We start from the raw sequence: 21,982 nt of genomic DNA, 5'->3' as shown, positions 1-21,982 counted from the left end.
TACAGCATTCACGTTCTTCAGGGCCAGCATGGGGCCTTCAAAAGTGGCCATGCCATAACAGGTAAGCGCTACTACAAAGAATTTGAGGATAGCATCTTCCCGCACGCGGTCCCATGCGCCGCGCAGGGTAAGCAAGCCATTGAGCATACCGCCCCAGGAGGGCGCAATGAGCATGATGGAAAACACCGTACCCAATGATTGCGCCCACTCCGGTAAGGCAGTATATAACAGGTGGTGTGGCCCGGCCCATATATAAATAAATATGAGCGCCCAAAAATGTATGATGGACCACCTATAGGAATAAACAGGGCGGTTGGCCGCTTTGGGAATAAAATAATACATGAGGCCCAGGTAAGGCGTGGTAAGGAAAAAGGCTACGGCATTATGCCCGTACCACCACTGTACCAGCGCATCCTGCACACCGGCATACCAGCTGTAGCTTTTAAACAGGGATATGGGCAGCTCAAAGGAGTTTACAATATGCAGCATGGCTATAGCTACCCAGGTGCCTATGTAAAACCAGATGGCTACGTACAGGTGCATTTCCCGGCGCCGTAAGATGGTGCCCAGCATATTGGCACCGAATATGAGCCAAACCACGGTAATGGCTATATCAAAAGGCCATTCCAGCTCCGCATACTCCTTACCGGTAGTATAACCTAACAGCAGGGTAAGTGCGCCGCCGGCTATAATGGCCTGCCATCCCCAGAAATGCAGCTTGCTCAGCAGGTCGCTGAACATACGGGCTTTACACAGGCGCTGTAAAGAATAATACACGCCCATAAAAATGCCATTACCCACAAAAGCAAAAACCACGGCATTGGTATGCACCGGCCGCAAACGTCCGAAGGTAGTGGGCGCATAACCCAGGTTCATGGGAGGGTATGCCAGCGCCAGGGCTATCCAGAGCCCGGCCAGCATGCCAATAAGCCCCCAGAAGGTAGCAGCATAAGCAAACCATTTTACGGTGCGGTTGTCATAAGAAAACTTTTCCAGAGACATAAGTATAGCTTGTTGTTTTATCCGGTTTATGGTTGTTGGTCGTTTGCCTGCTCATCAAACAGGATGCGGTGGGCGGGTGAATAGTCATCCTCAAACTGCCCGCTTTTTACGGCCCAGCAAAAGGCAACCAGGAAAATGATCCCTACGGTAAGACTGGCTCCCAGCAACAGTATGATAACGCTCATGGATATCTGTTTTTGAACAGTTCAAAATTAGCATGCCCGGGCTGCGGCCACTATGACCTGGCGCAGGCAAATGACTGATCTTCGTCAGTTGTGAGCTGTAATGCTTTACGGTGCAGCTTTTTGCCTGCCATTGCGCTCAGGCTCCAGGTAAGCAGTATAATGCTGATGGAGCTGGCGGGCATTAAAATAGCTGCGGTAAGGGGGGATAGCTTGCCTTGTACGGCAAAGAACAAACCGGTGAAATTGTATGCCAGCGAAAAAATAAAGCTGGTGAGTATAATGCGTTTGCTGGTTTTACATAATTGTATATAGTGGGGTAGCAGCGGCAGGTTAGCGGCTGCTAAAATGCCATCGCTGGCAGGGGTAAAATTGTTACTGTCCTCCGTAAGGGAAATGCCGGTATCGCTTTGTTTCAGGGCGCCTGCATCATTCAGTCCATCGCCAACCATAAGCACACGCTGCCCCTGTTGCTGCAGGGCCAGTATATGATCCAGCTTATCCTGCGGCTGTTGTAAAAAGCGCAGGGTGGCTTTAGCGCCCATGAGCTTGCGCAGCGTGCTTTCATCCCGTGCATGGTCACCGGAGAGTACGGTGAGCTTATATTTTTTCCGCAGCTGCAGTATTAAGGACGGTATGCCGGTGCGGTAGCCGTTGCGGATGCTGAAATAACCGCGTACCTGCCCGTTAATGGAAAGGTATACCACGCTGCCATTTGTAGTGGCAATACCCGCTGCATCAGTAAAAGCTGCATTACCCAGGCGGATGGTATCCTTCATCACCGTACCGCTGATACCCATGCCTGTTACCTGTTCAAAGTCCTTTACAGGTATATGGTTGCTGCCGCAAAAGTCGCGCACCATGCGGCTTAGCGGGTGAGTGGACTGTGCTGCCAAAGCTGCTGCCTGCAGCCGTTCATGGCGGCTAAGCGGCCGCCCGTTAAAAACAGTAATGGCTTTTTGCTTGTCTGTAAGCGTGCCGGTTTTGTCAAATACAATATGATCTGTAGCGGCCAGCCTTTCAATAGCGGCCGCATTACGCAGGTATAATTTATGCCGGCTTAATATGCTTAAAATGTGCCCGTTGGTAAAGGATGCTGCCAGCAGCAGGGCGCAGGGGCAGGCAATAATTAATATAGCCGTTACAGAGGGCCATATTTTTGCCGGGTTATGAAAGCCCCACCAGGCGGCTGTTAACACGGTAATGCCCAGTACCACCCAGGTAAAATGGCCGCCCAGCAGGTGTATGAAAGAGGGTTGTTTGTGCGTGTCCTGCTGCAGCTCCTGCCGGTTCCACAGGCTGGTGAGGTAACTTTGCGCTACGGCTTTAATAGTGTGCAGCTGTATATTGCCTTCCAGCTGCCGGCCGCCGGCATAAATAAGATCCCCGGTAAGGCAGGGCACAGGATCGGCCTCGCCGGTTACAAAGCTGTAATCGATCAGCGCGCTGCCTTTAACGAGGATCCCATCTGCCGGTACCAGCTCATTATTATGGATCAGTAAGGTTTCTCCTTCCTTTATATCCGGCAGGGCAACGGGCACATTCTTTTTGCCGCGTATAGCGGTAACGGCTATAGGAAAATAGCTGGTATAGTCCCGGTCAAAGGAAAGGCCCTGGTAGGTTTTATCCTGCAGCACGCGGCCTGCCAGCATAAAGAACACAATGCCGGTCATGGCATCAAAATACCCGGCCCCGCTGTTAGTGCCAATATCAATAAGGCTGCGGGTAAAGGTGACTATAATGGCCAGTACAATGGGTACATCTATATTCATGAACCCATGTTTAAGGCCGCCCCAGGCCGACCGGTAAAATGCCTGCGCGCTGTACAGGAACACGGGTAAGGATAACAGCAGGTTCAGGTAACGGAACAAATGGGTATCCATACCACCGTTGCCGGAAAAATATTCGGGGAAGCTAAGCAGCATAATATTGCCAAAACAAAAACCAGCTACGCCCAGCTGGTAGATCAGCTGCCGGTTCACTGCCGGTTTTTTATGCTGCAGGTCCTGCAGGCTGATGTAAGGCTCATACCCAATGCTGGTAAGCAGCTCCGCCACCTTACGTAAAGAGGTTTGGGATTGCTGAAAGATCACCTGCGCTTCCTTACGCGCAAAATTCACGGTTACGCGCTGCACGCCATCATCCAGCTTATGCAGGTGCTCCAGCAGCCACAGGCAGGAGCTGCAATGTATCTGCGGAATATAAAAGGTAACATGGGTATGGGTATCATTGCGGAACTGTACCAGCTGCTGCCGGATCTTTTCATCTTCCAGGAAGGCAAATTTATCAGGCCTTGCCAGGCTGCGTTGGGGTGCGCCCGGCTGCCCGTTCAATTGGTAATAGGTACAAAGCCCGTTACCGTTCAGCAGCTCAAATACCAGCTTACAACCTTCACAGCAAAACGGCTTATCGTCCAGGAGAATGTCTGTATTTTCACAGGTTTCGCCGCAATGGTAGCAGCTGGTTTCAACGGTTATCATGCCTTTCGGTTATAAGTTCAAAAGTAAAAGGAGGGGGCAGGGGCGGCAATGACGGACATCATATCCGGGGATGATATTTATCAGGTATGGTAAAAAGCGGCACAAAAAAACCGGCTGCTTTAAAGCAATACCGGTTTTATCTGAGCATAGATTATGAAAAGGTAAAAATTATTCCACTGGTTCACCCGGGTAATAAAAAATGTTCTTTTCCGCCAGCTGTCCTTCTTCGTTCATTTGTCCCAGCGTCCAGTTATCGGTGACGGTGGTTTGCAGCCACAGATCGCCGGATTTGCGCAGTATTTGTACGCTCAATCCATATTTGTGAAAAAAGTCATGTTCTACTGCTGCTGCCGTACGGTGGTGGCCAATATCCAGCCAGCCAAAATTGTGTATCATACGTATATCTTCTATGGGTGTTGCTGACGGCAGCTTATCGGCCATGGCGCAGGCCTGGCCTTCGCTGTGGGGCTGCCGGTAGCATTCCAGCTTCAGATAAGGATAAGCCTCCTGGAACTCATGCTGCAGGGTGGCAATGGTGGCGTCCTCGCTTATATAGATCTCCATGGTTAAAGGTTTATACACTGCAATGTTAAGCTGCTGCTGCCTGCCCCTCAATGATGGCTGTCAGGGAGGGTAATGATTGTGATCATATATCCTTCCCGGGGATTTTTGCACTTTGGGCCGTAATGATACAGCCGGAAAAAACTGTAACTTTCACATTACTTTAATGATATGAACTTTTCCATTCACGATCTTGATATTAATTTCCAGCTTTCTGTTTTTGCTGCTGTACTGGAGCGGGAACCCGGGCTGGTGGCTGTGCGGGAGCAGGCGAGCGGGCAGCTGTTGTATATTAATGAAACCGGTATCAAAATGCTGGGCACCGATGATCATGCCGTCTTACAGGGCATCCTGGATAAGCACGGGTTTGGCATCTGCAGGCCCGGCACGGAAAAAAGGGAACCGTCAAAAGAGCGGCAGTGGACCAACCTGGCAGGGGAAACCTTTTCCGGTTCGTATGATGATATTTCATTCAGGCATGCAGGCAAGGACTATTGTGCTTTCCGCATTACCACCCTGCCTTCAGATACCCGCCACCAGCAGCTGCTAAGCAAGGAGCTGCAGCGTTTCGGGGCTTTATTTGATTATGCCAGCATTGGCATCCTGGTAACCAATAAAGAAGGAGAGATTGTACTGATCAATGATTTTGCGCTGAACCAGTTTGGTTATCAACGGCAGGAGCTCACCGGGAAAAAGGTAGAAGTGCTGATCCCTGCCCGTGCGCACCACCGGCATGTAGGCCACCGCACCCGCTTTAATGAGCATCCGCAGAACCGCCCTATGGGCATAGGTTTAGACCTGTTTGCCGTGCGGAAGGACGGTTCGGAGTTTCCCGTAGAAATAAGCCTGAGCCACTACCAGAATGAAGAAGGCGCATTTGTGATCGCCTACGTAAATAATATTACGGAAAGAAAAAAAGCGGAAGAAAAAGTGGAGCGGCTGAACAATGAGCTGGAGCAAATGGTAGAGGACCGCACCCTGCAGCTGCGCAAAGCGCTGGAGCAGCTGGAGCTTTCCAAAGAGGAGCTTACCCTTGCCCTGGGTAAGGAAAAGGAGCTGAATGAGCTAAAGACGCGGTTTGTGTCCATGGCCTCCCACGAGTTCCGCACCCCGCTCAGCACCATCCTGTCATCTGCTTTTTTAGTAAAACAATATGCCGCGGAGGCTGATCAGCCCAAACGGAACAAGCACATACAGCGTATAGTCACTTCCGTGAACCTGCTTACAGATATCCTGAACGACTTTTTATCCGTAGGCAGGATTGAGGAAGGTAAGATCCAGGTGCGCATGAGCAGCTTTGATATTGCAGATAACATTAACACCGTAATACAGGAAATGCACGGTATGATCAAGGAAGGGCAGGAGATCAGCTACTTTCATACCGGCACCCCGGAAGTATTGCTGGACCCTTCTTTAATGAAACATATTATCATGAACCTGCTGGGCAATGCCATCAAGTTCTCCGCCCCCGGCGCTACTATTGGCATTTACACTAAAAAAGATTACAACACTTTTCAGCTGCAGGTAAAGGATAATGGTATAGGCATGTCGCAGGAGGACCAGCAGCACCTGTTTGAACGGTTTTACCGCGGCGCCAATGTAAGCAATATACAGGGTACCGGCCTGGGGCTGCATATTGTAAGCAAGTACAGTGAGCTGATGAACGGCCGCATATCCTGTGAGAGTGAATTAGGCGTGGGCACTACTTTTACCATTGATTTTTCTTTACATAACGAAACAGCCAGCTATTAATATGCAAACCATTTTGCTGATAGAAGACAATACAGACATCCGGGAAAACACGGCAGAGATCCTGGACCTGGCCGGGTATAAAGTATTAACCGCGGAAAACGGAAAACTGGGTGTGGAGCTGGCTTTGCAGCAAAAGCCGGACCTGGTGATCTGTGATATTATGATGCCGGTGCTGGATGGTTTTGGCGTTTTGCATATGCTGCAGCGTAATGATGATTTGCAGGATGTTCCCTTTATTTTCCTGACAGCCAAAACAGAGCGTACCGATTTCCGAAAAGGCATGGAAATGGGGGCAGATGATTATATTACCAAACCATTCAGCGGTACAGAGCTGCTGCATGCTATAGAAGGCCGTTTGAAAAAAGCCCTGCTGAAGAAGCAGGAATTTGCCTCTAACCCCGAAGGGCTGAATAAGCTGATGCAGGCTGCTACGGGTAAAGAATCTTTGCAGCTGCTGTCTGAAGGGCGTAATACAGATAAGTTTAAAAAGAAGCAGGTTATTTATATGGAAGGGAACCATCCTGCCCACCTGTTCTATATTCAAAAAGGAAAAATAAAAACATTTAAGCGGAATGAGGATGGTAAAGAGCTGGTAGTGGAGCTGTATAATGCAGGCGATTTCCTGGGTTACATAGCCCTGCTGGAAGGAACGGTGTATAAAGAAACTGCTGAGGCCATGGAAGAATGCGAGATAGCCGTTATTCCCCGTGAAGATTTTGAAGAGCTACTGCATAACAACCATGAGGTAGCCGTGCAGTTCATACGGCTGCTGGCCCGCAATATTACCGGCAAAGAGCAGCAGCTACTGGGCCTGGCGTATAACTCCCTGCGCAAAAAAGTGGCCGAAGCGTTAATGCACCTGCACAAAAAATACAGCGGGCACAAAGAAGGACCGTTTGCCATTGACATCAGCCGTGATAACCTGGCCGCCATTGCCGGTACGGCTACTGAATCGCTGATCCGCACTTTGGGCGATTTCCGGGAAGAAAAACTCATCGATATAAAAGATGGGGCCATCATTATACTCAATGAAAAAAAGCTGGGCGCCCTGTTGTATTAAGAACAGGTTTTTTGCAGGTAACCGCTAAATTCGGAGCTCAGCAGGTCAAAGTTCCCCTGGATAATGATCATCTTCACTTCCAGCCTGTATTGCAGGTCCAGGATCTTTTTCAGCTGGGGGCCGCTGGACTGTGATAGCTGCTGCAGCAGGTGCAGCTGCTCCCTTACTTCATGGCGCAACAGGCTGATCTGATCATCCATTTTCAGGAACTTGTTCTGGAAATATTCCAGCTGTTCCAGCTCATACAGCTGAAGATCAGCTTCCAGGATGCCCGCCAGCTTTGTTTTAAAACGTATAATGCCGTCTTCCAGCACTTTTAGCTCGTTTTTCCAGTTTTCGTTATCTGCGATCAGCTCCCCGGGTTTTCCGTTTCTCATTGCTTATAGAAAGTTTTCATGGCAATTTAATACCGTGTTTTTTCCTGGCCTATGATGGTGGTCAGCAGGAAAAATGTCCCGCATCAGTACGATATTGATATGGCTTGGTCCTTTGCCCATAAATCGATAAATTTGCAACAATGAATTCATCATTTGACCTAAAGCGGATTGAGCGGATCTCCAAAGCCTTAAGCGATCCTTACCGGATTAAGATCATGGAGGCCATCAAAAAGGAGCCGGACTGGATGCAGTGTACCGTTATTGTGGACATGTTCGACCTGGCCCAGTCTACCGTTTCGCACCACCTGAAGCAGCTGGTGGATGCGGATCTGCTGCATACGGAAAAGGATGGCCGCTGCACTAAGTATAAGGTGAACCGGGAAGGCTTTAACGACTATGTGGATTTTTTAAGGAAGTTTGAGCGGTAAAAATTTTTTATCTCTATTAATCGAAATATTTCGTTTAATCGATTTGTTTGTATAACTTTGTATCAGCAAAAGCGGCAGCGTGGAATTAGAAGATTGAAAGGTTTAGATATTTAGCTATAAGGGATCATGAAAAAGGGCCCGGGGAAAGTGTTATGTACACCACCGGCCCTTTTTTTGAATTTATTAATCGATTTATTTCGATTTATAAATAAGTTGCTGGCGCTGTTCCATTAAAAGCAGGTAATATGAGTAACCGTGAAATTGAAAAAATATCCAAAGCCCTGGGTGATCCGTACCGGCTGAAGATCGTGCAGGCCATCTGCAAAGAAGGATGGATGCAATGCGCTGCCGTTATGGACATGTTACACCTGGCACAGTCAACGGTTTCGCACCACACCAAACAGCTGGTGGATGCGGGCCTGTTAATAGCAGAAAAGGAAGGCCGTACCACCCGGTACCGCATTAATAATAACCGCTTTGAAACATACCTGCAGCTCCTGCATCCGTATGTGGCCAAAGCGCCCGCAGATAAACTAATATCTTCTGACAATAATAAAATATCAACAAATGAAAACAACATCTAAACCAGACCTTTCACAAAGTGTGGTACTGGTAACCGGTGCGCTTACCGGTATAGGCCGCGCTACGGCCATTGCATTTGCCCAGGAAGGCGCTAACGTAGTAGTAAGCGGCCGCCGTGATGCAGAAGGGCAGGCCCTGGCAGCAGAGCTGCGTGAGCTGGGTGTAGACGCAGAATATATAAATGCCGATGTGAGAAAAGAGGCGGATGTACAAAACCTGGTTGAGCAAACCGTTGCAAAATTCGGGCGTTTAGACGTAGCCGTTAATAATGCCGGAACAGAAGGGCAGCCTGGCCCGGTAGTGGAGCAAACGCTGGAAACTTACGAAGCCATTTTCCAGACCAATGTGCTGGGCGTATTACTGAGCTTAAAGCATGAGCTGAAAGTAATGGTAGCGCAGGGGCATGGCAGCATTATCAACGTATCTTCCGTACTGGGCCGGCAGGGCGCCGCAGGCGCATCAGTATACACGGCCAGCAAACATGCGGTGGAAGGTCTTAGCCGCTCTGCTGCGCTGGAAGTAGCCTCCGCCGGCATACGTGTGAATGTAATAGCGCCCGGCCCTATTGAAACGGGTATGCTGAACCGTTTTGTAGGTCATAATGAAGAATATAAATCCGGGCTGTTATCCACTGTTCCTTTACAACGCGCCGGTTCGCCGGAAGAAGTAGCGCAGGCCATTGTGTTCCTGGGTACCAGCAAATCGCTTTTCCTTACCGGCGAATCTATTGCCGTGGATGGAGGTATGCTGGCATAAGCGATCCCCATCTTTAAACATCACACACTAAATTTGATCCCACCATGTCAGATCTGCTCTTATCAGAACAAATTACCGGCTTAATTAAAAATGCCTGGAATGTACAGGTGAAAGCTGTTACCGGTTATTTCAACAAATACGATACTGATTTTTATTACCAGGAAGTGGCTGCGGGCCGTAACCGTGCAGTATACCTGCTGGGCCACCTGACTGCTGCCAACGACAGCCTGCTGCCTATGCTGGGACTGGGAGAGCGGCTGCATCCTGAGCTGGAATCCCTTTTCCTGGGCACGCCTGATAAACAGCTGCCGGATACGGAGCTCCCTTCATTTGAAGAGCTAAAAAGCTATTGGGAAGATGTGACCAGCGCGTTAACCAATCATTTCTCAAACTTCAGCACCCCGCAGTGGCTGGAACGGCATACGCGTGTTTCTGCAGAGGACTTTGCGCTGGATCCTAAACGGAATAAGCTGAATGTGCTGCTGGGGCGTATTACACATATGACCTATCATATGGGGCAGCTGAATTTATTAAAGCAGGCGGCAATAGTAGCGGATTAACATCAGCTGATAAAATAACGGTTAGGGTGCATGCAGGATTTCCAGTATTTAACGATCAGGTCCAGCTGCACTCTAAGGCCGTTATGGGTATTGGCTTTTTCAAAAAATCCCTGTACGGTGAGATCATATGCCTTATTCACATTTTCCTGCGTGGCATAATCACTCAGAAATACAAAGGGGATAGATTTTTTCCTGAGGAATTCATTGTTGTTTATGTGGGCACGTAATTCCAGCCCGTTCATGCCTTCCATTTTAACATCGCAAAGGATCAGGAAAGGCTGCTGGGTGGTTATAAGCAGGTAATCCAGCGCATCCTGCCCATCATGAAAGCAGTGGGTGTTAATGGCCGGATCTATTTCCTTCAGTATGGCCGAAATAAATTCCTGGTCTTCCAGGTCATTGTCGATGATGAGAACAGGTCCATTTAACGGCATAAGCTTATGCAATTGTAGTGAGCAATAAATTAAAAGTTAGCCACTTCCGTTGTAATTATCAACAGCAGCTGCCGGTACTAATGATGAACGGGCAGGCCAGCCGGCAGAATGATGGAAAACGTAGTTCCTTTACCGGGTTCGGACTGGGCAGAAATAATACCCCGGTGGTTGCGGACTATTTTACGGCAATAGGCAAGGCCTATGCCAAAGCCGCCAGGATATTCATTATAGGAGAGCTGGGAAAAAATATCAAAGATCTTTTCCAGCTGCGGTGCGTCAATACCAATTCCATTATCTGTTATGCGGATCTCAAAATAACTGCTGCCAGACTTTAATGCAGGCAGGTGGGTGCTGTGGTCCGGGGACAGCGCTGTGGCAGAAACATGAATCACCGGCGTTATATTCCTTTTGGAAAACTTCAGCGCATTATGTACCAGGTGATAAAAAAGCTGCTCCATTTGCAGCGGCAGCGCCGGTATTACAGGCAGCACATCCGCACTAAAAAGCGCCTGCCTGATGGTGAGCTGTGGCTGCAGCTGTGCACATACATCCCTGATGATCTTATTGAGGTCTGCTTCCTCAAACAGGATATCCTTATCATTCAGCTCTGAATATTCGGAGAGATCCTTGATCATCATAGAAAACCTTTGTGCGCTGGTGTTGATCTTTAACGCAAGGTCTTTTGTTTTATCAGTTTCCGGCAGCGTAGCCGTAGTATTCATCAGCATATCACTGAATATGCGGATCTTCCGCAGCGGTTCCTGCAGGTTATGATGGGAAATGTAATTGTATTGGCGGTTCTCGTCCATTGAATTGGTGAGCTGCCGGTTCAGCTCTACCAGGGCGGCATTGCTTTGTTCCATCAGGTCCAGGCTATGCAGGTGAAAGGCGATCAGCTCTGCGAACAGGTTGAACATGCCAATGGTCTTTGTATTCTTTAACTGGGCCGGTTTAGGATCTATGGCGCATAACGTGCCAAAGAAAGCGCCGTTCTTCAGGAAAATCGGTATGGAAATATAACTCTGAAACCTGTATTGCTTAGGGGTATGATGGTTGGCATACAGCGCATCTTCCGCTACATGATCGATCACCACCGGCTGCCGGTGTTCTCTTATTTCATTACAGATGGTAGTGCTTATTTCCAGCTCGCCGCCGCGTTCCAGGCCAAATTGAATTTCGTCCCGCACACTGCAGGCAATCCACCGCTCAGTGGTTACCCGTGCAATAGCAGCAAACCCCATTCCGGTTGTGCGGCAAATTACTTCCAGCATCGTAGATACGATCGGGATCTGGTTTACTTTCTCAATATCTTTTGACAGGCTACTCTGCTTTGACATCTTTTACTCCTTCATTGATCAATCCGGGCAGGGACTGCTACGTATAAATATAACCATTATTTTATAAAGCATTTGCCCGGTCCGCATTCATGCAGGCCGGGCAATTTCTTTTTTCCTGGTAGCGGAAATATTATTGATAAGTTACTTCCAGGGTGATGGGGGTAGCGCTCAGCGCTTTTGAAATGGGGCAATTCTCTTTAGCGCCATTGGCAATGGTTTTAAACTGCTCTTCAGATACACCTTCAATTTTAGAAGCAGTCAGCTCCAGCTTTATATTGGTGATCTTGGGACCTGCAGCAGGATCCAGCTCTACGGTAGCTTTGGTATCCAGGGTACCGGCGGTAAAACCAGCCTGGGTAAGCGCAGCGCTCACGGCCATTGTAAAACATCCTGCATGAGAGGCGCCCAGCAGCTCTTCAGGGTTGGTGCCTACACCATCGCCAAAACGGGTATTGAAGGAGTACTGCGTTTTATTCAATACGGTGCTTTGTGTAGATATTTCTCCTTTGCCTTCTTTGAGATTGCCCGTCCAGTGGGCATTTGCTGTTCTTTTCATATTGTATGATTTTATGGATGTAAAGGTGATGAAATAAAAGGTAAGAAGTTTTAACTAAAGTTAAATTTACGTAATTAAAACGGTCCATGGTCCACAGTTCGCGGAGCGGTTGGCAGTTGATGCTACTTCGCCTTATCCGATGCCGGTACCAGCTTCGCTGTAAGATCCGGTTCAGGCATATCTTTATCCAATGGGAACATGGGCCGTTGAATACGTTTATAACCCAGGCGTTCCAGGTCCTGGTCCACACCACCCGGTGTTAAAGAAAGTAACCAGTCAGCCCGCATATTATACAGGTCCGGTTCCAGGTAACCGATCTTTACCACTACAATAGCCGCTTTGCGGGGCTGCAGGTCCAGGTCGGTAAAATCCTTTTCCTTATGATAGGGTTTTCTTTTCCGGGTAACGATCACGCTTACACTGCCCACCTTTACCACTACTTCTACCTCCGCATCCTTATCGCCTTTTTTAATAGCGGTAACGGTGCCGACCAAATGTACGGGCGGTGCATAACGTGCATCTACCTTTGCGCCGGCATAACCATCCACATGGCCGCCAACACCAGCTGTAAGGGCTTGCTGCACCAGCTCAGGGCCGGGTATGGAAGCATAAATCAATGCAGGGCCGTTCTCATTTTTAAATTCAGGCCGCGCTAAGATCTGGGTAATGGTCCAGGTAACATCCCCTGCGCCGCCGGCCGTAGGGTTATCGCCGGAATCGCTGATCATAAACGGATGTTTATCGCTGGCCAGCGCTTTATCCAAACATTCTTTGAGATCGCCGGTGGGCGCTACAAAAGCAAAATCCTTACGGGCATTCCAAAAGCCTTTTGCCAGCTGCTCCGCAGTGCTGGTCACTGCTGCCTTATCATCGCCGGTTACCATTACTACGCCATGGTTACGCGGTTCATCGGCCCAGGCATAACCGATCCAGATGGCGGCATCAATAACACCCGGTTGCCTGGAAGCCGGGGCCACAGCCTTATACACGGTTTTACCGGGCTCTATACGGGTGCTTGTTTTTTCGCCGGGCAGCAGTATTGGAATGGGGATCCAGGCTTTATATGCCGGTTTGCCTTTACCGCTTTCCAGCCTTTCCAGCAGGTTGCTTACAGCGCGCCGTTTGGTTTCCATGGCATCTTCATGCGGCGCCATACGGTAACAGGTAATGAGGTCTGTATTTTCCGCCAGCCGCCAGGATACATTGCCATGCAGGTCCATGGAGGTGGAGATGAGCGTTTGTTTGCCTATCACTGCGCGGATGCGGGTAATAAGATCTCCTTCCGGATCATCCAGCCCTACCACGCTCATGGCGCCATGTATATCAAAGAACAATCCATCATAGGGCATGTTCTTTTTCAGCGCTTCCAGTGTTTGTTTTACTAATGATTCATATGCTTCGCGTGTAACTGCGCCGCCGGGTAAGGAGCGGCCCATTACTGCAGGCAGCCACAAGGCCTGTTTCCGCAAGGAGGAATCAGGTGCAAAGAACGGGTAAGAGGTAAAGATCTGCTCACCATATTTTGCATGGAATGCGGCTTCATTGGTTAATGCGGGTGAAAAGGTGCTGGATTCTATAGCCAGCCCGGTAATGGCAATACGGGGCAATGGTTTGGCTATAGCCGATACCGTTATACCGCAGAGGGAAAGTACCAGTAAATATAGTTGCTTCATGGTGGGAACGCTTTGTTCTAAAATACTCAGAAAAGCGCTAATCTCATAACAGTTATAAAAACTTAGATATTACCAGCATGGAGCAGGGCAGGCTCCGCCATCCCAAACCGGCCACTAGCTTTTTTTAACGTTACCGCCTGCACGTTGTTTATACGCGCCGGGTGTTAAACCTGTGAACCGTTTAAAGACCGTAGCAAAGTACTGTGCATTCTGAAAGCCGGTTTCATAGGCAATACCGGCAATAGAGAGCTTTCCTTTCAGCAGGGCTTCCTGCGCTTTTTGAATTTTATACTTTAATACATAATCCAGCGGGGTAGTGCCGGTAGCTTCTTTAAACCAGGTTTTAAAGCGGGAAAGGGATAAACCTGCCTGCGCGGCCAGCTCGGGTAATACGGCCGGTTCATCCAGATGGTCGTGGATGTAGGCATCTATCTTATCCATCCGTTCCTCTATCCTGCGTACCGTAGCAGATTGTGAGCAGCTGATCACAGACAGTAAGAAATCCGCCAGCAGGTGCTGCACATGTATCTGGTGCAGCAGGGAGCTGTTTTGCGCATGATGCTGAAATACCTGTTCCAGCGTGGTTTTCAGCTTGCTGTTCCCTTTAAAGTGCCGGGGCAGCTGTAGCAGCTGCCGCTTCCATTCAGCAGCCAGCTTACCGTCAAAATGAAGGAAACGCCGCCCGTTGCGGGTAGCATCCATGTTAATGATGATCCAGTACATTTCTCCCTTTTCTTCCGGGAATTCGCCGGTGCCATGTAATTCACCGGGATAGGTAACAAACAGCTCACCGCCTTTTATTTTATACAGGGTCTTGTTCACTTTATATACCTGCTCTCCCTTGCTGCAAAAACAGATCTCCAGCATATGCTGGTGTGAGTGTGCATCCAGCGAGCTGCGGGTTTGCTTGTAATGATATTTCCCCAGTACGGCAATATCCTTCCAGCCCCATTGCCGGAAGTCAATGATATGGCGCTCTGCGGTGGAATGAATATCTAAGGCTGTACGTTTTGCCATGTATAAAATAGTATTGAAGTACTATGTTGAAATAGTTCTTAAATATACAATAGTACATTTGAACAGGGACAAAAAAAATATATTATGGGGGTTATTACCGCAGCCCAGATCGAAGCCTTTAACCACGACGGTTACCTGGTAGTGAACGATCTGCTGACACCGGACGAGATCAATTATTACCGGGATATATACCAGCAATTCCTGGATGATAAGATCAATACAGGTAAGTTCCGTTCAGACCTGGGTGGCTTTTCCGATGGCACCCGGTCTTCCGCTACCCGGGAGCGTATTACCCAGATCATGTTACCGGGCAGGTTATTGCCCTCATTGCTGAATGAGGTATTGCATGTAAGAACGCTGGCTATTGCCAAAGAGCTGTTAGGGGACGATATGGATATGGATTTTGATATGCTGATAGATAAAGCGCCTTTCACCAATACGCCTACACCCTGGCACCAGGACTGCGCTTATTGGATCAGCATGCCGGACACACGAGCTGCCAGCTGCTGGGTAGCGCTGGATGATGCGGTGAAAGAGAATGGTTGTATGTGGTACGTACCGGGCTCGCACAGGCAGCCCGTTCGCGCACACCGGCCGGCCGGCAGTGGTGGTGGTGCGTTAATGTGCGATGCCGAAGAAAGGGAAGGAGTGGCCGTAGAAATAAAAGCAGGTTCCTGCGTATGGCACCAGGGCGCTACACTGCATTACAGCCGCGGTAACAGTACGGGTAACCGCCGCCGTGCCTTCATTAACAACTTCAGGCCTGCAGCCATGATACAATTTGAGCGGGAGCGTGGCTTTGACCACACGGGTGAGCGGGAGGTGCGGAATACCAGCGCCAAAGACTAACGTTAATAACCGGGCGGCTGATTATTTTTCTATATTTGTTACATACGTTTGAAGCTTTATGAAGAAAAATAATGCCAAAGCTGCTGCCGGCGTAAAGGAAATAGCAAGGCTTGCACAGGTATCCATCGCTACGGTTGACAGGGTGATCCACAACAGGGAAGGAGTGTCGGAAAAAACCAAAACGAAGATACAGGCTATCATAGATAAGCTGGGATACCAGCCCAATGTACTGGCGCAACGCCTGGCACTGGCCACCCGCGGCACTATTAACCTGGCGGTATTGCTGCCGGTTATATCCCCGGAAACAGAGTTCTGGCAGGCGCCCAGGGATGGCATCAGTAAAGCGGAAAGCGAGATCAAACAATACGGGGTCAATATTCACTACTTTTATTTTGATCAGAATGATGAAAGTACGTTTGAAAAACAAGTGAAAAAGATCATCCGTTTTAAACCGCAGGGCATTTTGTTTACACCCACTTTTCCGGATCCGGCGGTGCAGCTGACAGAGCATAGCAAAAAAGCCGGGATCCCGTATGTGCTCATTAACACTGATATTCCGGGCTATGATGCCATGTGTTATATAGGACCTGAAAGTTTTCACAGCGGTTACCTGGCTGCCCAGCTGGTACACTATTGCACGGCCCGGGATAAGAAAATAGTGATCGCTAAAATAGCCAGGGAAATAAGCACCAACTACGCCATTCTGCGTAAGGAAGAAGGGTTCAGGGCTTATTTTAAAGACCGCAAGCTGGAAAACCCGCTGCTAACGCTGGATTCCAAGGAAACAGAATACGCCGGGGTATCACGTAAGCTGGCAAAGCTGGTCAAACAGGAACAAAATATCGGAGCCATCTTTGTCACCAATTCCCGTGTATCGCTGGTGGCCCGTTACCTGGAAGCTGCCGGCCGTACGGATATTATTTTGTTAGGTTATGATTTTACAACCGATAATGTACAACACCTTAAAGCAGACAATATAGATTTCCTGATCTGCGAAAAACCGCAGGAGCAGGGATACCGGGGTATTATGACGCTTTTTCAACACCTGGTATATTCCAATGTTATTGAGAAAAACTACCTGATGCCTATTGATATTATCACCAGGGAGAATTACCTTTTTTACCGCAACTAACGGTAAGGGGTATATAAAGGCATCAGGTATGAACAGCAAATGCTTATGACCCGTGTTCTTATATATCTTTTACTGGCAGTGTTGCCGGGAATAGCTGTTCCGGCCAGTGCGCAGGAACTATCACCCAAAAAAGAATATGCCGCCACGCTGCTAACCTTAACAAATGCGTTACTGGAACGGCAGGCCACAGACAGCGCCGGGAGCAATGCCGGTGGTATCTGGTGCGCGCATTGCAAGGTATGGCATACCCGCGCAGCAGAAGCAGTGTACCCGTTTGCAATTAGTGCTGGTATTACCGGTGATGCCCGTTATGTGCAGGCTGCAAAACGGGCGGCTGACTGGCTTTTCCGCCAGCAGCAGGCAGATGGCAGCTGGAAAGAAACCCCGGAAGAATGGACAGGCACTACTACTGACCAGCTGTTAATGTTATTATTAGCCTACGAAAAATTATCCCCGCAGCTAACTACCGCACAACAAACACAATGGCGCAGCAGCATGGAAAAAGCCGCCGCTTATCTTAACAGGGTAATGACGCCGGAATTTGCCAGCATTAATTATGTAGCCACCACTACTGCTACCTTAGCCAAAGCAGGATTGGTGTTACACCAGCAGGCCTATACGCAAAAAGCTTGGCAGCTGGCCCGCAGAACCATTGCCAAAATGGATGAAGACGGCTTCCTGAACGGTGAAGGAGGCCGCAGCCATGGCAATAAAATGGGAGTGGACCTGGGTTATGATATGGAAATGTCGTTATGGGGGCTGGGCCTATACGCCCGCCTGACGGCCGATACATTGGTGAATGGTTATGTAAAAAGAGCGTTGAAAAATCATTTATATTTTATTTATCCGGATGGTTCGCTGGATGCTTCCTGGGGTATCCGCTCCAATAAATGGACAGGTTATGGCAGCGCCACCTCTGATGGCAGCCAGGTTTTATTCAGCCTGTATGCCGATGAAGATCCGCGTTATGCCAATGCTTCCCTGCGGAACTTATTATTCCTGCGTAAAAATATAATAGCTGGCCTGGTAGGTTATGGCCCGCAGCATGCGAAGCTGTTTAATACGCCGCCCTGTATTTATCCCACCTTTGCCAAAGCCAAGAACCTGGCGCTGGCCTATACGCTGGAAACCAGAGCTACGCGGCCTTTGGCAGCCATTCCGGCTGATAGCAGCAGCTGGATAAAACACTTTGCCACGCTGGATGTTATTGAAGTGCGCACGCAGCAATTTATGGCTACGATCACTGGTTACCGTTATAAAGACCCGGCAGGCGCTAAAGGTAAATACATGTACCGTCCTGATGGTGGTGCTATCAGCCATCTGTGGGCAGCAGGACATGGTTTTATAACAGCATCCAGCCCTACGGTATACAGCCGGCCCGAGCCTATGAGCTTCCCGGAAGCACCTGGTGTGCTGCCGCTTACGCCCAGGATAGAATATACGGATAGCGCGGGTTATTTCACTAACCTGTATGAGTTTGACAGCCGTTTATCATTTCATGAAACATCAAAAAAACAGTATACCGTAAATGTTAGCGGTGAGCTGAAAGATAAGAACGGGCTTACCGGCGGGGTAGGGTACCAGCTGAATTACCTGTTCACCGGCAGTGCGCTGCAAAAAACAATTACCGTTACCTGGCATGATGCCTGGCCGGTAGTGCATGTGATTGAGCCCATTATACAATATGCAGGTATGAGCTTTGAACAAAAGGATGACCGTACCATATTGATCCATGCCGGCCAGAAACAATGGGCGCTCAGGATCTTATCCGGTAAAGCGCGCTGGATTGCAGGGCGGGAGGCGGCTCATTACTGGGCGCCTTACCCGGCGCTGAAAGCCTGGCCCCTGGAGCTGGAGATACAACCGGAAGGGGAGGCCATTTCCCGTAGTGTAACCTATTGCCTGCAGGTGTTAAATACATCAGCGGACAAATAAAATGATTAAAAACGGGTACGTACCCGAAAAAGGCTTATTTTCGAACCAGATCTTATTTTTATCTGTAAAAGTGAAAAACGAATGCAATTGTTTCCCGTAACTAAAAAAATATTCCACGCCCTGTTGTTATGCTGCCTGTTCATAGGTGTTACCGGTAGCGTAAAAGCCCAGTGGTATGATGTAACCCGCTATGGCGCAATAGGAGATAGTACAACAGATAATACAAAAGCTATACAAAAAGCAATAGATGCCTGTGCAGCCACGGGCGGAAAAGTATATTTTCCCGCAGGCAGATTTTTAACCGCTACCCTTTATCTGAAAAGTAATGTAACTCTACATGTAGCTGCAGGCGCCACTATTCTGGGCCATACAGATACAAAACAATATCCCTACCAGGATGCCGGCATCCGTTTTTATGGAGATGAGTGGGCTAAACAAAGTCTTATTTTTTGTAAAGACCAGGAGAACGTAGGCATTGAAGGCAGCGGCACTATTGACGGGCAGGGCGGCGCATTTGTAATTACTACCAATAAAAAACCGGACCGTTACCGCGACCGGCCTTATTTGCTCTGGTTCATCAACTGCAAAAATGTAAAGGTGCGGGATGTATCGCTGCGTAACTCCGCCTTCTGGATGCAGCATTACCTGGGCTGTGAATTTGTGTGGATAGAAGGCGTGCGTATCTGGAACCACTCTAACAAGAACAATGACATGATGGATATTGATGGTTGCCGGAATGTACATATTTCCGGTATAACCGGCGATTCGGATGATGATGGTATTACCATTAAAAGTACCTCTCCGCATATCTCAGAGAATATTACCATCAGCAATTGTGTCATTAGCAGCCATTGCAATGCATTAAAGTTCGGAACAGAATCAACCGGTGGTTTCAGGAATATTGCAGTAAGCAATTGTGTGATCAAACCCTCTGCGCAACCGACCACCATTTACGGTAAACCGGCCGGTAACAGCGGCATTTCGCTGGAAATGGTGGATGGCGGTATCATGGAAAATATTACCATCAGCAACATAGTGATAGAAGGGCCGCAGGTGCCGCTGTTTGTGCGTTTGGGCAACAGGGCCAGGCCGCATACAAAAGATTCGCCGGTACCTGCGCCGGGCCGTGCGCGTAACATTCACCTGTCTAACATTACCGCCACCGGCGCAGATGAAACAGGCTGCTCTATCAGCGGTATTGCAAAAGCGCCGCTGGAAAATATTTCACTGGAACATATTTACATAGAAACCAAAGGCGATGGGGATGGGGCAAAGGTGAACCTGTATGAGCCGGTAGTAGAAAAAGAAACAGAATACCCGGAAGCTACTATGTTCGGCAACCTGCCATCCTATGGATTTTTTATCCGGTATGCAAAAGATGTGCGCTTATCTGACATTACACTGCGTAATGCAGGAAAAGAAACACGCCCCGGTGTAGTGGTAGCACAAACGCAGCAGTTCACTCTGAATGCGCTGGATGTGCAAACCAGCAGCAGCACACCCGCTGCCGTGTACATTAATAACAGTAAGGACGGTATCATCAGCAACAGCCGCAATGCTTACCCGGTGCAGCGTGTATGGATCAAGGATCAACAATCCACCAATATTAAAGCGGATGAAGCAGCAAAGTAAAATAACAGGCCTGTTAGGCATGGCTTTATTGTTGCTGCATACCGCGGTAGCGCAGCAGGCGCCTGCATTGGAGCTGGCCTGCAAAGTGGCTGACAAGCTTATAAAGGATACCCGTTTTGAATGGAGCTGGGAGCCGCAAAAAGAAGTGTTGGGCATGCAGGTGATTGATGCCCGGTTTTTGAATACGCAACAGGGCGCCTATGCAGTTCGTTTTGCCAATGTAATGGCAGATACGCTGGTACGTTTTGGCATTACCACTGCAGGCCCGGTACAGGTATGGATCAACCAGCAGCGGGTGTATGAACAGGATGCTGCCAGGGTGGTAAACCCCAAAGAGATTGCCTACAACCGTTTTACTTTCAATAAATATTTTACCGCTCAGCTGCATAAAGGCAGAAATGAAATACTGATCCATACGCGTTCGCAGGCGGTTATTTTTTTACGCGCAATAACAGCTGCCGGCGATGAGGAAACAGCTGTAAAATTCAGCACGCAGCCCTGGTTATACACCACGCAGGTAATTAATCCTGCACAAGCTGCATTTAGCCCACAGGCGGCATATAATTATTGGCAAACAGCGCCGCAACGCTGGCTGCCGGAGCTGGTGATAGACAGCACTGCGGTCTACCAGCGGGAATCCTATGCTAACTGGCATTACTCCCACGGCACTGCTGTATGGACCTTGCTGGCTTTGCAACAAGCAACAAACAACAGCCGTTATGGCAGCTTTGTAAAAAGATATACCCGGTTCTTGTTCGATAACTATTCTAATCTTCAGTTTCAATACGATTCTTTGTATGCCTGGCGGGGCAGCTACCACCGCGTATTCCGGCGCACCATGCTGGATGATGCCGGGGCGGCGGCCCTGCCTTTTGCGGCCCTGTACCAAAAGGAAAAAGATGCTGCAGCCTATAACACCTTACTGGGCCCCCTGCTGCAGTATATAACGGATAAGCAGGTACGCTTACCGGATAGCACTTTTTGCCGCCCGGAGCCACTTGAATTTACGGTATGGGCCGATGACCTTTTTATGAGCGTACCCTTCCTGGTGATCATGAGCCAGGCCACCGGCAGGCAGCAGTATTTGGAAGATGCCGTAAAACAGGTGCTGCAGTTCCGGAAATATTTGTACAATCCGCAAACCGGGTTATACAAACACGGCTGGTTCAGTACTACCGGCCGGCAGTCGGTAGCCTATTGGGGCCGCGCCAACGGCTGGATAGCATGGGCCACGGTAGTGCTGCTGGAAGCATTGCCGGATACACATCCCGCCTATACGAAAATATTAAGATCTTTTCAGCAGCATATGGCCAGCCTGTTACGCTACCAGGCAGCAAGCGGCAGGTGGCATCAGCTCATAAACTGTACGGCGAGTTATGAAGAGACTTCCTGTACCGCCATTTTTGCCTATGCCATGGCTAAAGGTGTGCAGCATGGCTGGCTGGCCCCGGGTTTTAAACAGCATGCCTTACAGGCCTGGGAAGGAGTAGCAGCTAAAATAGACAGCAGCGGCGTGGTGCACGGTATTTGCCAGGGCACGGAAATAGGTGCAGACGAAAAATTCTATATAAACAGGAAAACGATTAATAACGATCCCCGCGGCCTGGGCGCGGTGATCATGGCAGGAATAGCAATCGCGGAACTTAAACCATAATAGGCATTGCGGCAAACATTTTT

Annotated in this window: 21 protein-coding genes; 11 read left to right on the top strand and 10 right to left on the bottom strand. The window is 49.0% G+C overall.

Annotation, left to right across the window (positions count from 1 at the left end; genetic code table 11):
- From KVT36_RS32650 to KVT36_RS08360, 4 genes are all read right to left on the bottom strand, one after another.
- The coding region (locus KVT36_RS32650; protein WP_254639906.1) for a cbb3-type cytochrome c oxidase subunit I at nt 1-1,002 on the bottom strand (1,002 nt) is incomplete at its 3' end.
- Between the two features lie 26 nt (nt 1,003-1,028).
- Nucleotides 1,029-1,187, bottom strand: coding sequence for a cbb3-type cytochrome oxidase assembly protein CcoS (gene ccoS, locus KVT36_RS08370; RefSeq protein ID WP_217603037.1), 159 nt, complete (start codon nt 1,185-1,187; stop codon nt 1,029-1,031).
- A 50-nt stretch (nt 1,188-1,237) separates the two neighbouring features.
- Nucleotides 1,238-3,664: a heavy metal translocating P-type ATPase metal-binding domain-containing protein gene (locus KVT36_RS08365; protein ID WP_217603036.1), complete on the bottom strand. Its 2,427-nt coding sequence runs from the start codon at nt 3,662-3,664 to the stop codon at nt 1,238-1,240.
- A gap of 168 nt (nt 3,665-3,832) precedes the next feature.
- On the bottom strand, nt 3,833-4,228 hold the full coding sequence (locus KVT36_RS08360) for a hypothetical protein (RefSeq protein WP_217603035.1): 396 nt from the start codon (nt 4,226-4,228) through the stop codon (nt 3,833-3,835).
- A gap of 168 nt (nt 4,229-4,396) precedes the next feature.
- On the opposite strand from KVT36_RS08360, the gene KVT36_RS08355 reads away from it, so the two are divergent.
- Entirely contained in the window at nt 4,397-5,977 is a 1,581-nt protein-coding gene (locus KVT36_RS08355) for a PAS domain-containing sensor histidine kinase (RefSeq protein WP_254639905.1), read from the top strand.
- Between the two features lies 1 nt (nt 5,978).
- Nucleotides 5,979-7,037 carry a response regulator gene (locus KVT36_RS08350; RefSeq protein ID WP_217603034.1) on the top strand — a complete coding sequence of 353 codons (1,059 nt, stop codon included), beginning with the start codon at nt 5,979-5,981 and terminating at the stop codon, nt 7,035-7,037.
- Here KVT36_RS08350 and KVT36_RS08345 read toward each other — a convergent pair.
- Nucleotides 7,034-7,414, bottom strand: a complete 381-nt coding sequence (locus tag KVT36_RS08345; RefSeq protein WP_217603033.1) for a hypothetical protein — start codon at nt 7,412-7,414, stop codon at nt 7,034-7,036. The genes KVT36_RS08350 and KVT36_RS08345 overlap by 4 nt on opposite strands.
- Before the next feature lie 140 nt (nt 7,415-7,554).
- Between KVT36_RS08345 and KVT36_RS08340 the strand changes: the two genes are divergently transcribed.
- The 4 genes from KVT36_RS08340 (at nt 7,555) to KVT36_RS08325 (ending at nt 9,740) form a co-directional block, all read left to right on the top strand.
- Nucleotides 7,555-7,842, top strand: a complete 288-nt coding sequence (locus KVT36_RS08340) for a helix-turn-helix transcriptional regulator (protein WP_217603032.1) — start codon at nt 7,555-7,557, stop codon at nt 7,840-7,842.
- Nucleotides 7,843-8,087: 245 nt separating this feature from the next.
- Complete coding sequence (locus KVT36_RS08335) at nt 8,088-8,426, top strand: helix-turn-helix transcriptional regulator (protein ID WP_217603031.1); 339 nt, start codon at nt 8,088-8,090, stop codon at nt 8,424-8,426.
- On the top strand, nt 8,410-9,180 hold the full coding sequence (locus tag KVT36_RS08330) for an SDR family NAD(P)-dependent oxidoreductase (protein ID WP_217603030.1): 771 nt from the start codon (nt 8,410-8,412) through the stop codon (nt 9,178-9,180). Before KVT36_RS08335 ends, KVT36_RS08330 begins: the two co-directional genes overlap by 17 nt.
- Before the next feature lie 44 nt (nt 9,181-9,224).
- A complete protein-coding gene (locus KVT36_RS08325; protein ID WP_217603029.1) occupies nt 9,225-9,740 on the top strand; it encodes a DinB family protein in 516 nt (171 codons plus the stop codon).
- Nucleotides 9,741-9,742: 2 nt separating this feature from the next.
- Here KVT36_RS08325 and KVT36_RS08320 read toward each other — a convergent pair whose 3' ends face one another.
- From KVT36_RS08320 to KVT36_RS08300, 5 genes are all read right to left on the bottom strand, one after another.
- On the bottom strand, nt 9,743-10,174 hold the full coding sequence (locus tag KVT36_RS08320) for a response regulator (RefSeq protein ID WP_217603028.1): 432 nt from the start codon (nt 10,172-10,174) through the stop codon (nt 9,743-9,745).
- Between the two features lie 77 nt (nt 10,175-10,251).
- Nucleotides 10,252-11,511 (bottom strand): ATP-binding protein, encoded by a 1,260-nt coding sequence (locus tag KVT36_RS08315; RefSeq protein WP_217603027.1) that lies wholly within the window; start codon nt 11,509-11,511, stop codon nt 10,252-10,254.
- 130 nt (nt 11,512-11,641) lie between these two features.
- Nucleotides 11,642-12,067: an OsmC family protein gene (locus tag KVT36_RS08310; protein ID WP_089908652.1), complete on the bottom strand. Its 426-nt coding sequence runs from the start codon at nt 12,065-12,067 to the stop codon at nt 11,642-11,644.
- 122 nt (nt 12,068-12,189) lie between these two features.
- Nucleotides 12,190-13,740, bottom strand: a complete 1,551-nt coding sequence (locus KVT36_RS08305; protein ID WP_217603026.1) for a M81 family metallopeptidase — start codon at nt 13,738-13,740, stop codon at nt 12,190-12,192.
- Between the two features lie 114 nt (nt 13,741-13,854).
- A complete protein-coding gene (locus KVT36_RS08300; protein ID WP_217603025.1) occupies nt 13,855-14,757 on the bottom strand; it encodes an AraC family transcriptional regulator in 903 nt (300 codons plus the stop codon).
- An 84-nt stretch (nt 14,758-14,841) separates the two neighbouring features.
- Between KVT36_RS08300 and KVT36_RS08295 the strand changes: the two genes are divergently transcribed.
- From KVT36_RS08295 to KVT36_RS08275, 5 genes are all read left to right on the top strand, one after another.
- Nucleotides 14,842-15,606, top strand: coding sequence for a phytanoyl-CoA dioxygenase family protein (locus KVT36_RS08295; protein ID WP_217603024.1), 765 nt, complete (start codon nt 14,842-14,844; stop codon nt 15,604-15,606).
- 58 nt (nt 15,607-15,664) lie between these two features.
- Nucleotides 15,665-16,738, top strand: coding sequence for a LacI family DNA-binding transcriptional regulator (locus KVT36_RS08290; RefSeq protein ID WP_217603023.1), 1,074 nt, complete (start codon nt 15,665-15,667; stop codon nt 16,736-16,738).
- 45 nt (nt 16,739-16,783) lie between these two features.
- Nucleotides 16,784-18,673, top strand: a complete 1,890-nt coding sequence (locus tag KVT36_RS08285; protein ID WP_217603022.1) for a hypothetical protein — start codon at nt 16,784-16,786, stop codon at nt 18,671-18,673.
- Nucleotides 18,674-18,754: 81 nt separating this feature from the next.
- Complete coding sequence (locus KVT36_RS08280) at nt 18,755-20,305, top strand: glycosyl hydrolase family 28 protein (protein ID WP_217603021.1); 1,551 nt, start codon at nt 18,755-18,757, stop codon at nt 20,303-20,305.
- Nucleotides 20,289-21,959: a glycoside hydrolase family 105 protein gene (locus tag KVT36_RS08275; protein WP_217603020.1), complete on the top strand. Its 1,671-nt coding sequence runs from the start codon at nt 20,289-20,291 to the stop codon at nt 21,957-21,959. Before KVT36_RS08280 ends, KVT36_RS08275 begins: the two co-directional genes overlap by 17 nt.
- Nucleotides 21,960-21,982: the final 23 nt, after the last annotated feature.

Source organism: Chitinophaga sp. GbtcB8, assembly GCF_019091455.1.
In the GTDB taxonomy this organism is placed as follows: Bacteria; Bacteroidota; Bacteroidia; order Chitinophagales; family Chitinophagaceae; genus Chitinophaga.
The sequence above is the reverse complement of the archived record's forward strand: the minus strand, read 5'-3'. Positions and strand labels throughout refer to the sequence as shown.

What these genes read in the sequence shown, in the direction of transcription:
- ccoS (WP_217603037.1), bottom strand. Translation starts at nt 1,187, where the DNA reads ATGAGCGTTATCATACTGTTGCTGGGAGCCAGTCTTACCGTAGGGATC.
- KVT36_RS08365 (WP_217603036.1), bottom strand. Translation starts at nt 3,664, where the DNA reads ATGATAACCGTTGAAACCAGCTGCTACCATTGCGGCGAAACCTGTGAA.
- KVT36_RS08360 (WP_217603035.1), bottom strand. Translation starts at nt 4,228, where the DNA reads ATGGAGATCTATATAAGCGAGGACGCCACCATTGCCACCCTGCAGCAT.
- KVT36_RS08355 (WP_254639905.1), top strand. Translation starts at nt 4,397, where the DNA reads ATGAACTTTTCCATTCACGATCTTGATATTAATTTCCAGCTTTCTGTT.
- KVT36_RS08350 (WP_217603034.1), top strand. Translation starts at nt 5,979, where the DNA reads ATGCAAACCATTTTGCTGATAGAAGACAATACAGACATCCGGGAAAAC.
- KVT36_RS08345 (WP_217603033.1), bottom strand. Translation starts at nt 7,414, where the DNA reads ATGAGAAACGGAAAACCCGGGGAGCTGATCGCAGATAACGAAAACTGG.
- KVT36_RS08340 (WP_217603032.1), top strand. Translation starts at nt 7,555, where the DNA reads ATGAATTCATCATTTGACCTAAAGCGGATTGAGCGGATCTCCAAAGCC.
- KVT36_RS08335 (WP_217603031.1), top strand. Translation starts at nt 8,088, where the DNA reads ATGAGTAACCGTGAAATTGAAAAAATATCCAAAGCCCTGGGTGATCCG.
- KVT36_RS08330 (WP_217603030.1), top strand. Translation starts at nt 8,410, where the DNA reads ATGAAAACAACATCTAAACCAGACCTTTCACAAAGTGTGGTACTGGTA.
- KVT36_RS08325 (WP_217603029.1), top strand. Translation starts at nt 9,225, where the DNA reads ATGTCAGATCTGCTCTTATCAGAACAAATTACCGGCTTAATTAAAAAT.
- KVT36_RS08320 (WP_217603028.1), bottom strand. Translation starts at nt 10,174, where the DNA reads ATGCCGTTAAATGGACCTGTTCTCATCATCGACAATGACCTGGAAGAC.
- KVT36_RS08315 (WP_217603027.1), bottom strand. Translation starts at nt 11,511, where the DNA reads ATGTCAAAGCAGAGTAGCCTGTCAAAAGATATTGAGAAAGTAAACCAG.
- KVT36_RS08310 (WP_089908652.1), bottom strand. Translation starts at nt 12,067, where the DNA reads ATGAAAAGAACAGCAAATGCCCACTGGACGGGCAATCTCAAAGAAGGC.
- KVT36_RS08305 (WP_217603026.1), bottom strand. Translation starts at nt 13,740, where the DNA reads ATGAAGCAACTATATTTACTGGTACTTTCCCTCTGCGGTATAACGGTA.
- KVT36_RS08300 (WP_217603025.1), bottom strand. Translation starts at nt 14,757, where the DNA reads ATGGCAAAACGTACAGCCTTAGATATTCATTCCACCGCAGAGCGCCAT.
- KVT36_RS08295 (WP_217603024.1), top strand. Translation starts at nt 14,842, where the DNA reads ATGGGGGTTATTACCGCAGCCCAGATCGAAGCCTTTAACCACGACGGT.
- KVT36_RS08290 (WP_217603023.1), top strand. Translation starts at nt 15,665, where the DNA reads ATGAAGAAAAATAATGCCAAAGCTGCTGCCGGCGTAAAGGAAATAGCA.
- KVT36_RS08285 (WP_217603022.1), top strand. Translation starts at nt 16,784, where the DNA reads ATGACCCGTGTTCTTATATATCTTTTACTGGCAGTGTTGCCGGGAATA.
- KVT36_RS08280 (WP_217603021.1), top strand. Translation starts at nt 18,755, where the DNA reads ATGCAATTGTTTCCCGTAACTAAAAAAATATTCCACGCCCTGTTGTTA.
- KVT36_RS08275 (WP_217603020.1), top strand. Translation starts at nt 20,289, where the DNA reads ATGAAGCAGCAAAGTAAAATAACAGGCCTGTTAGGCATGGCTTTATTG.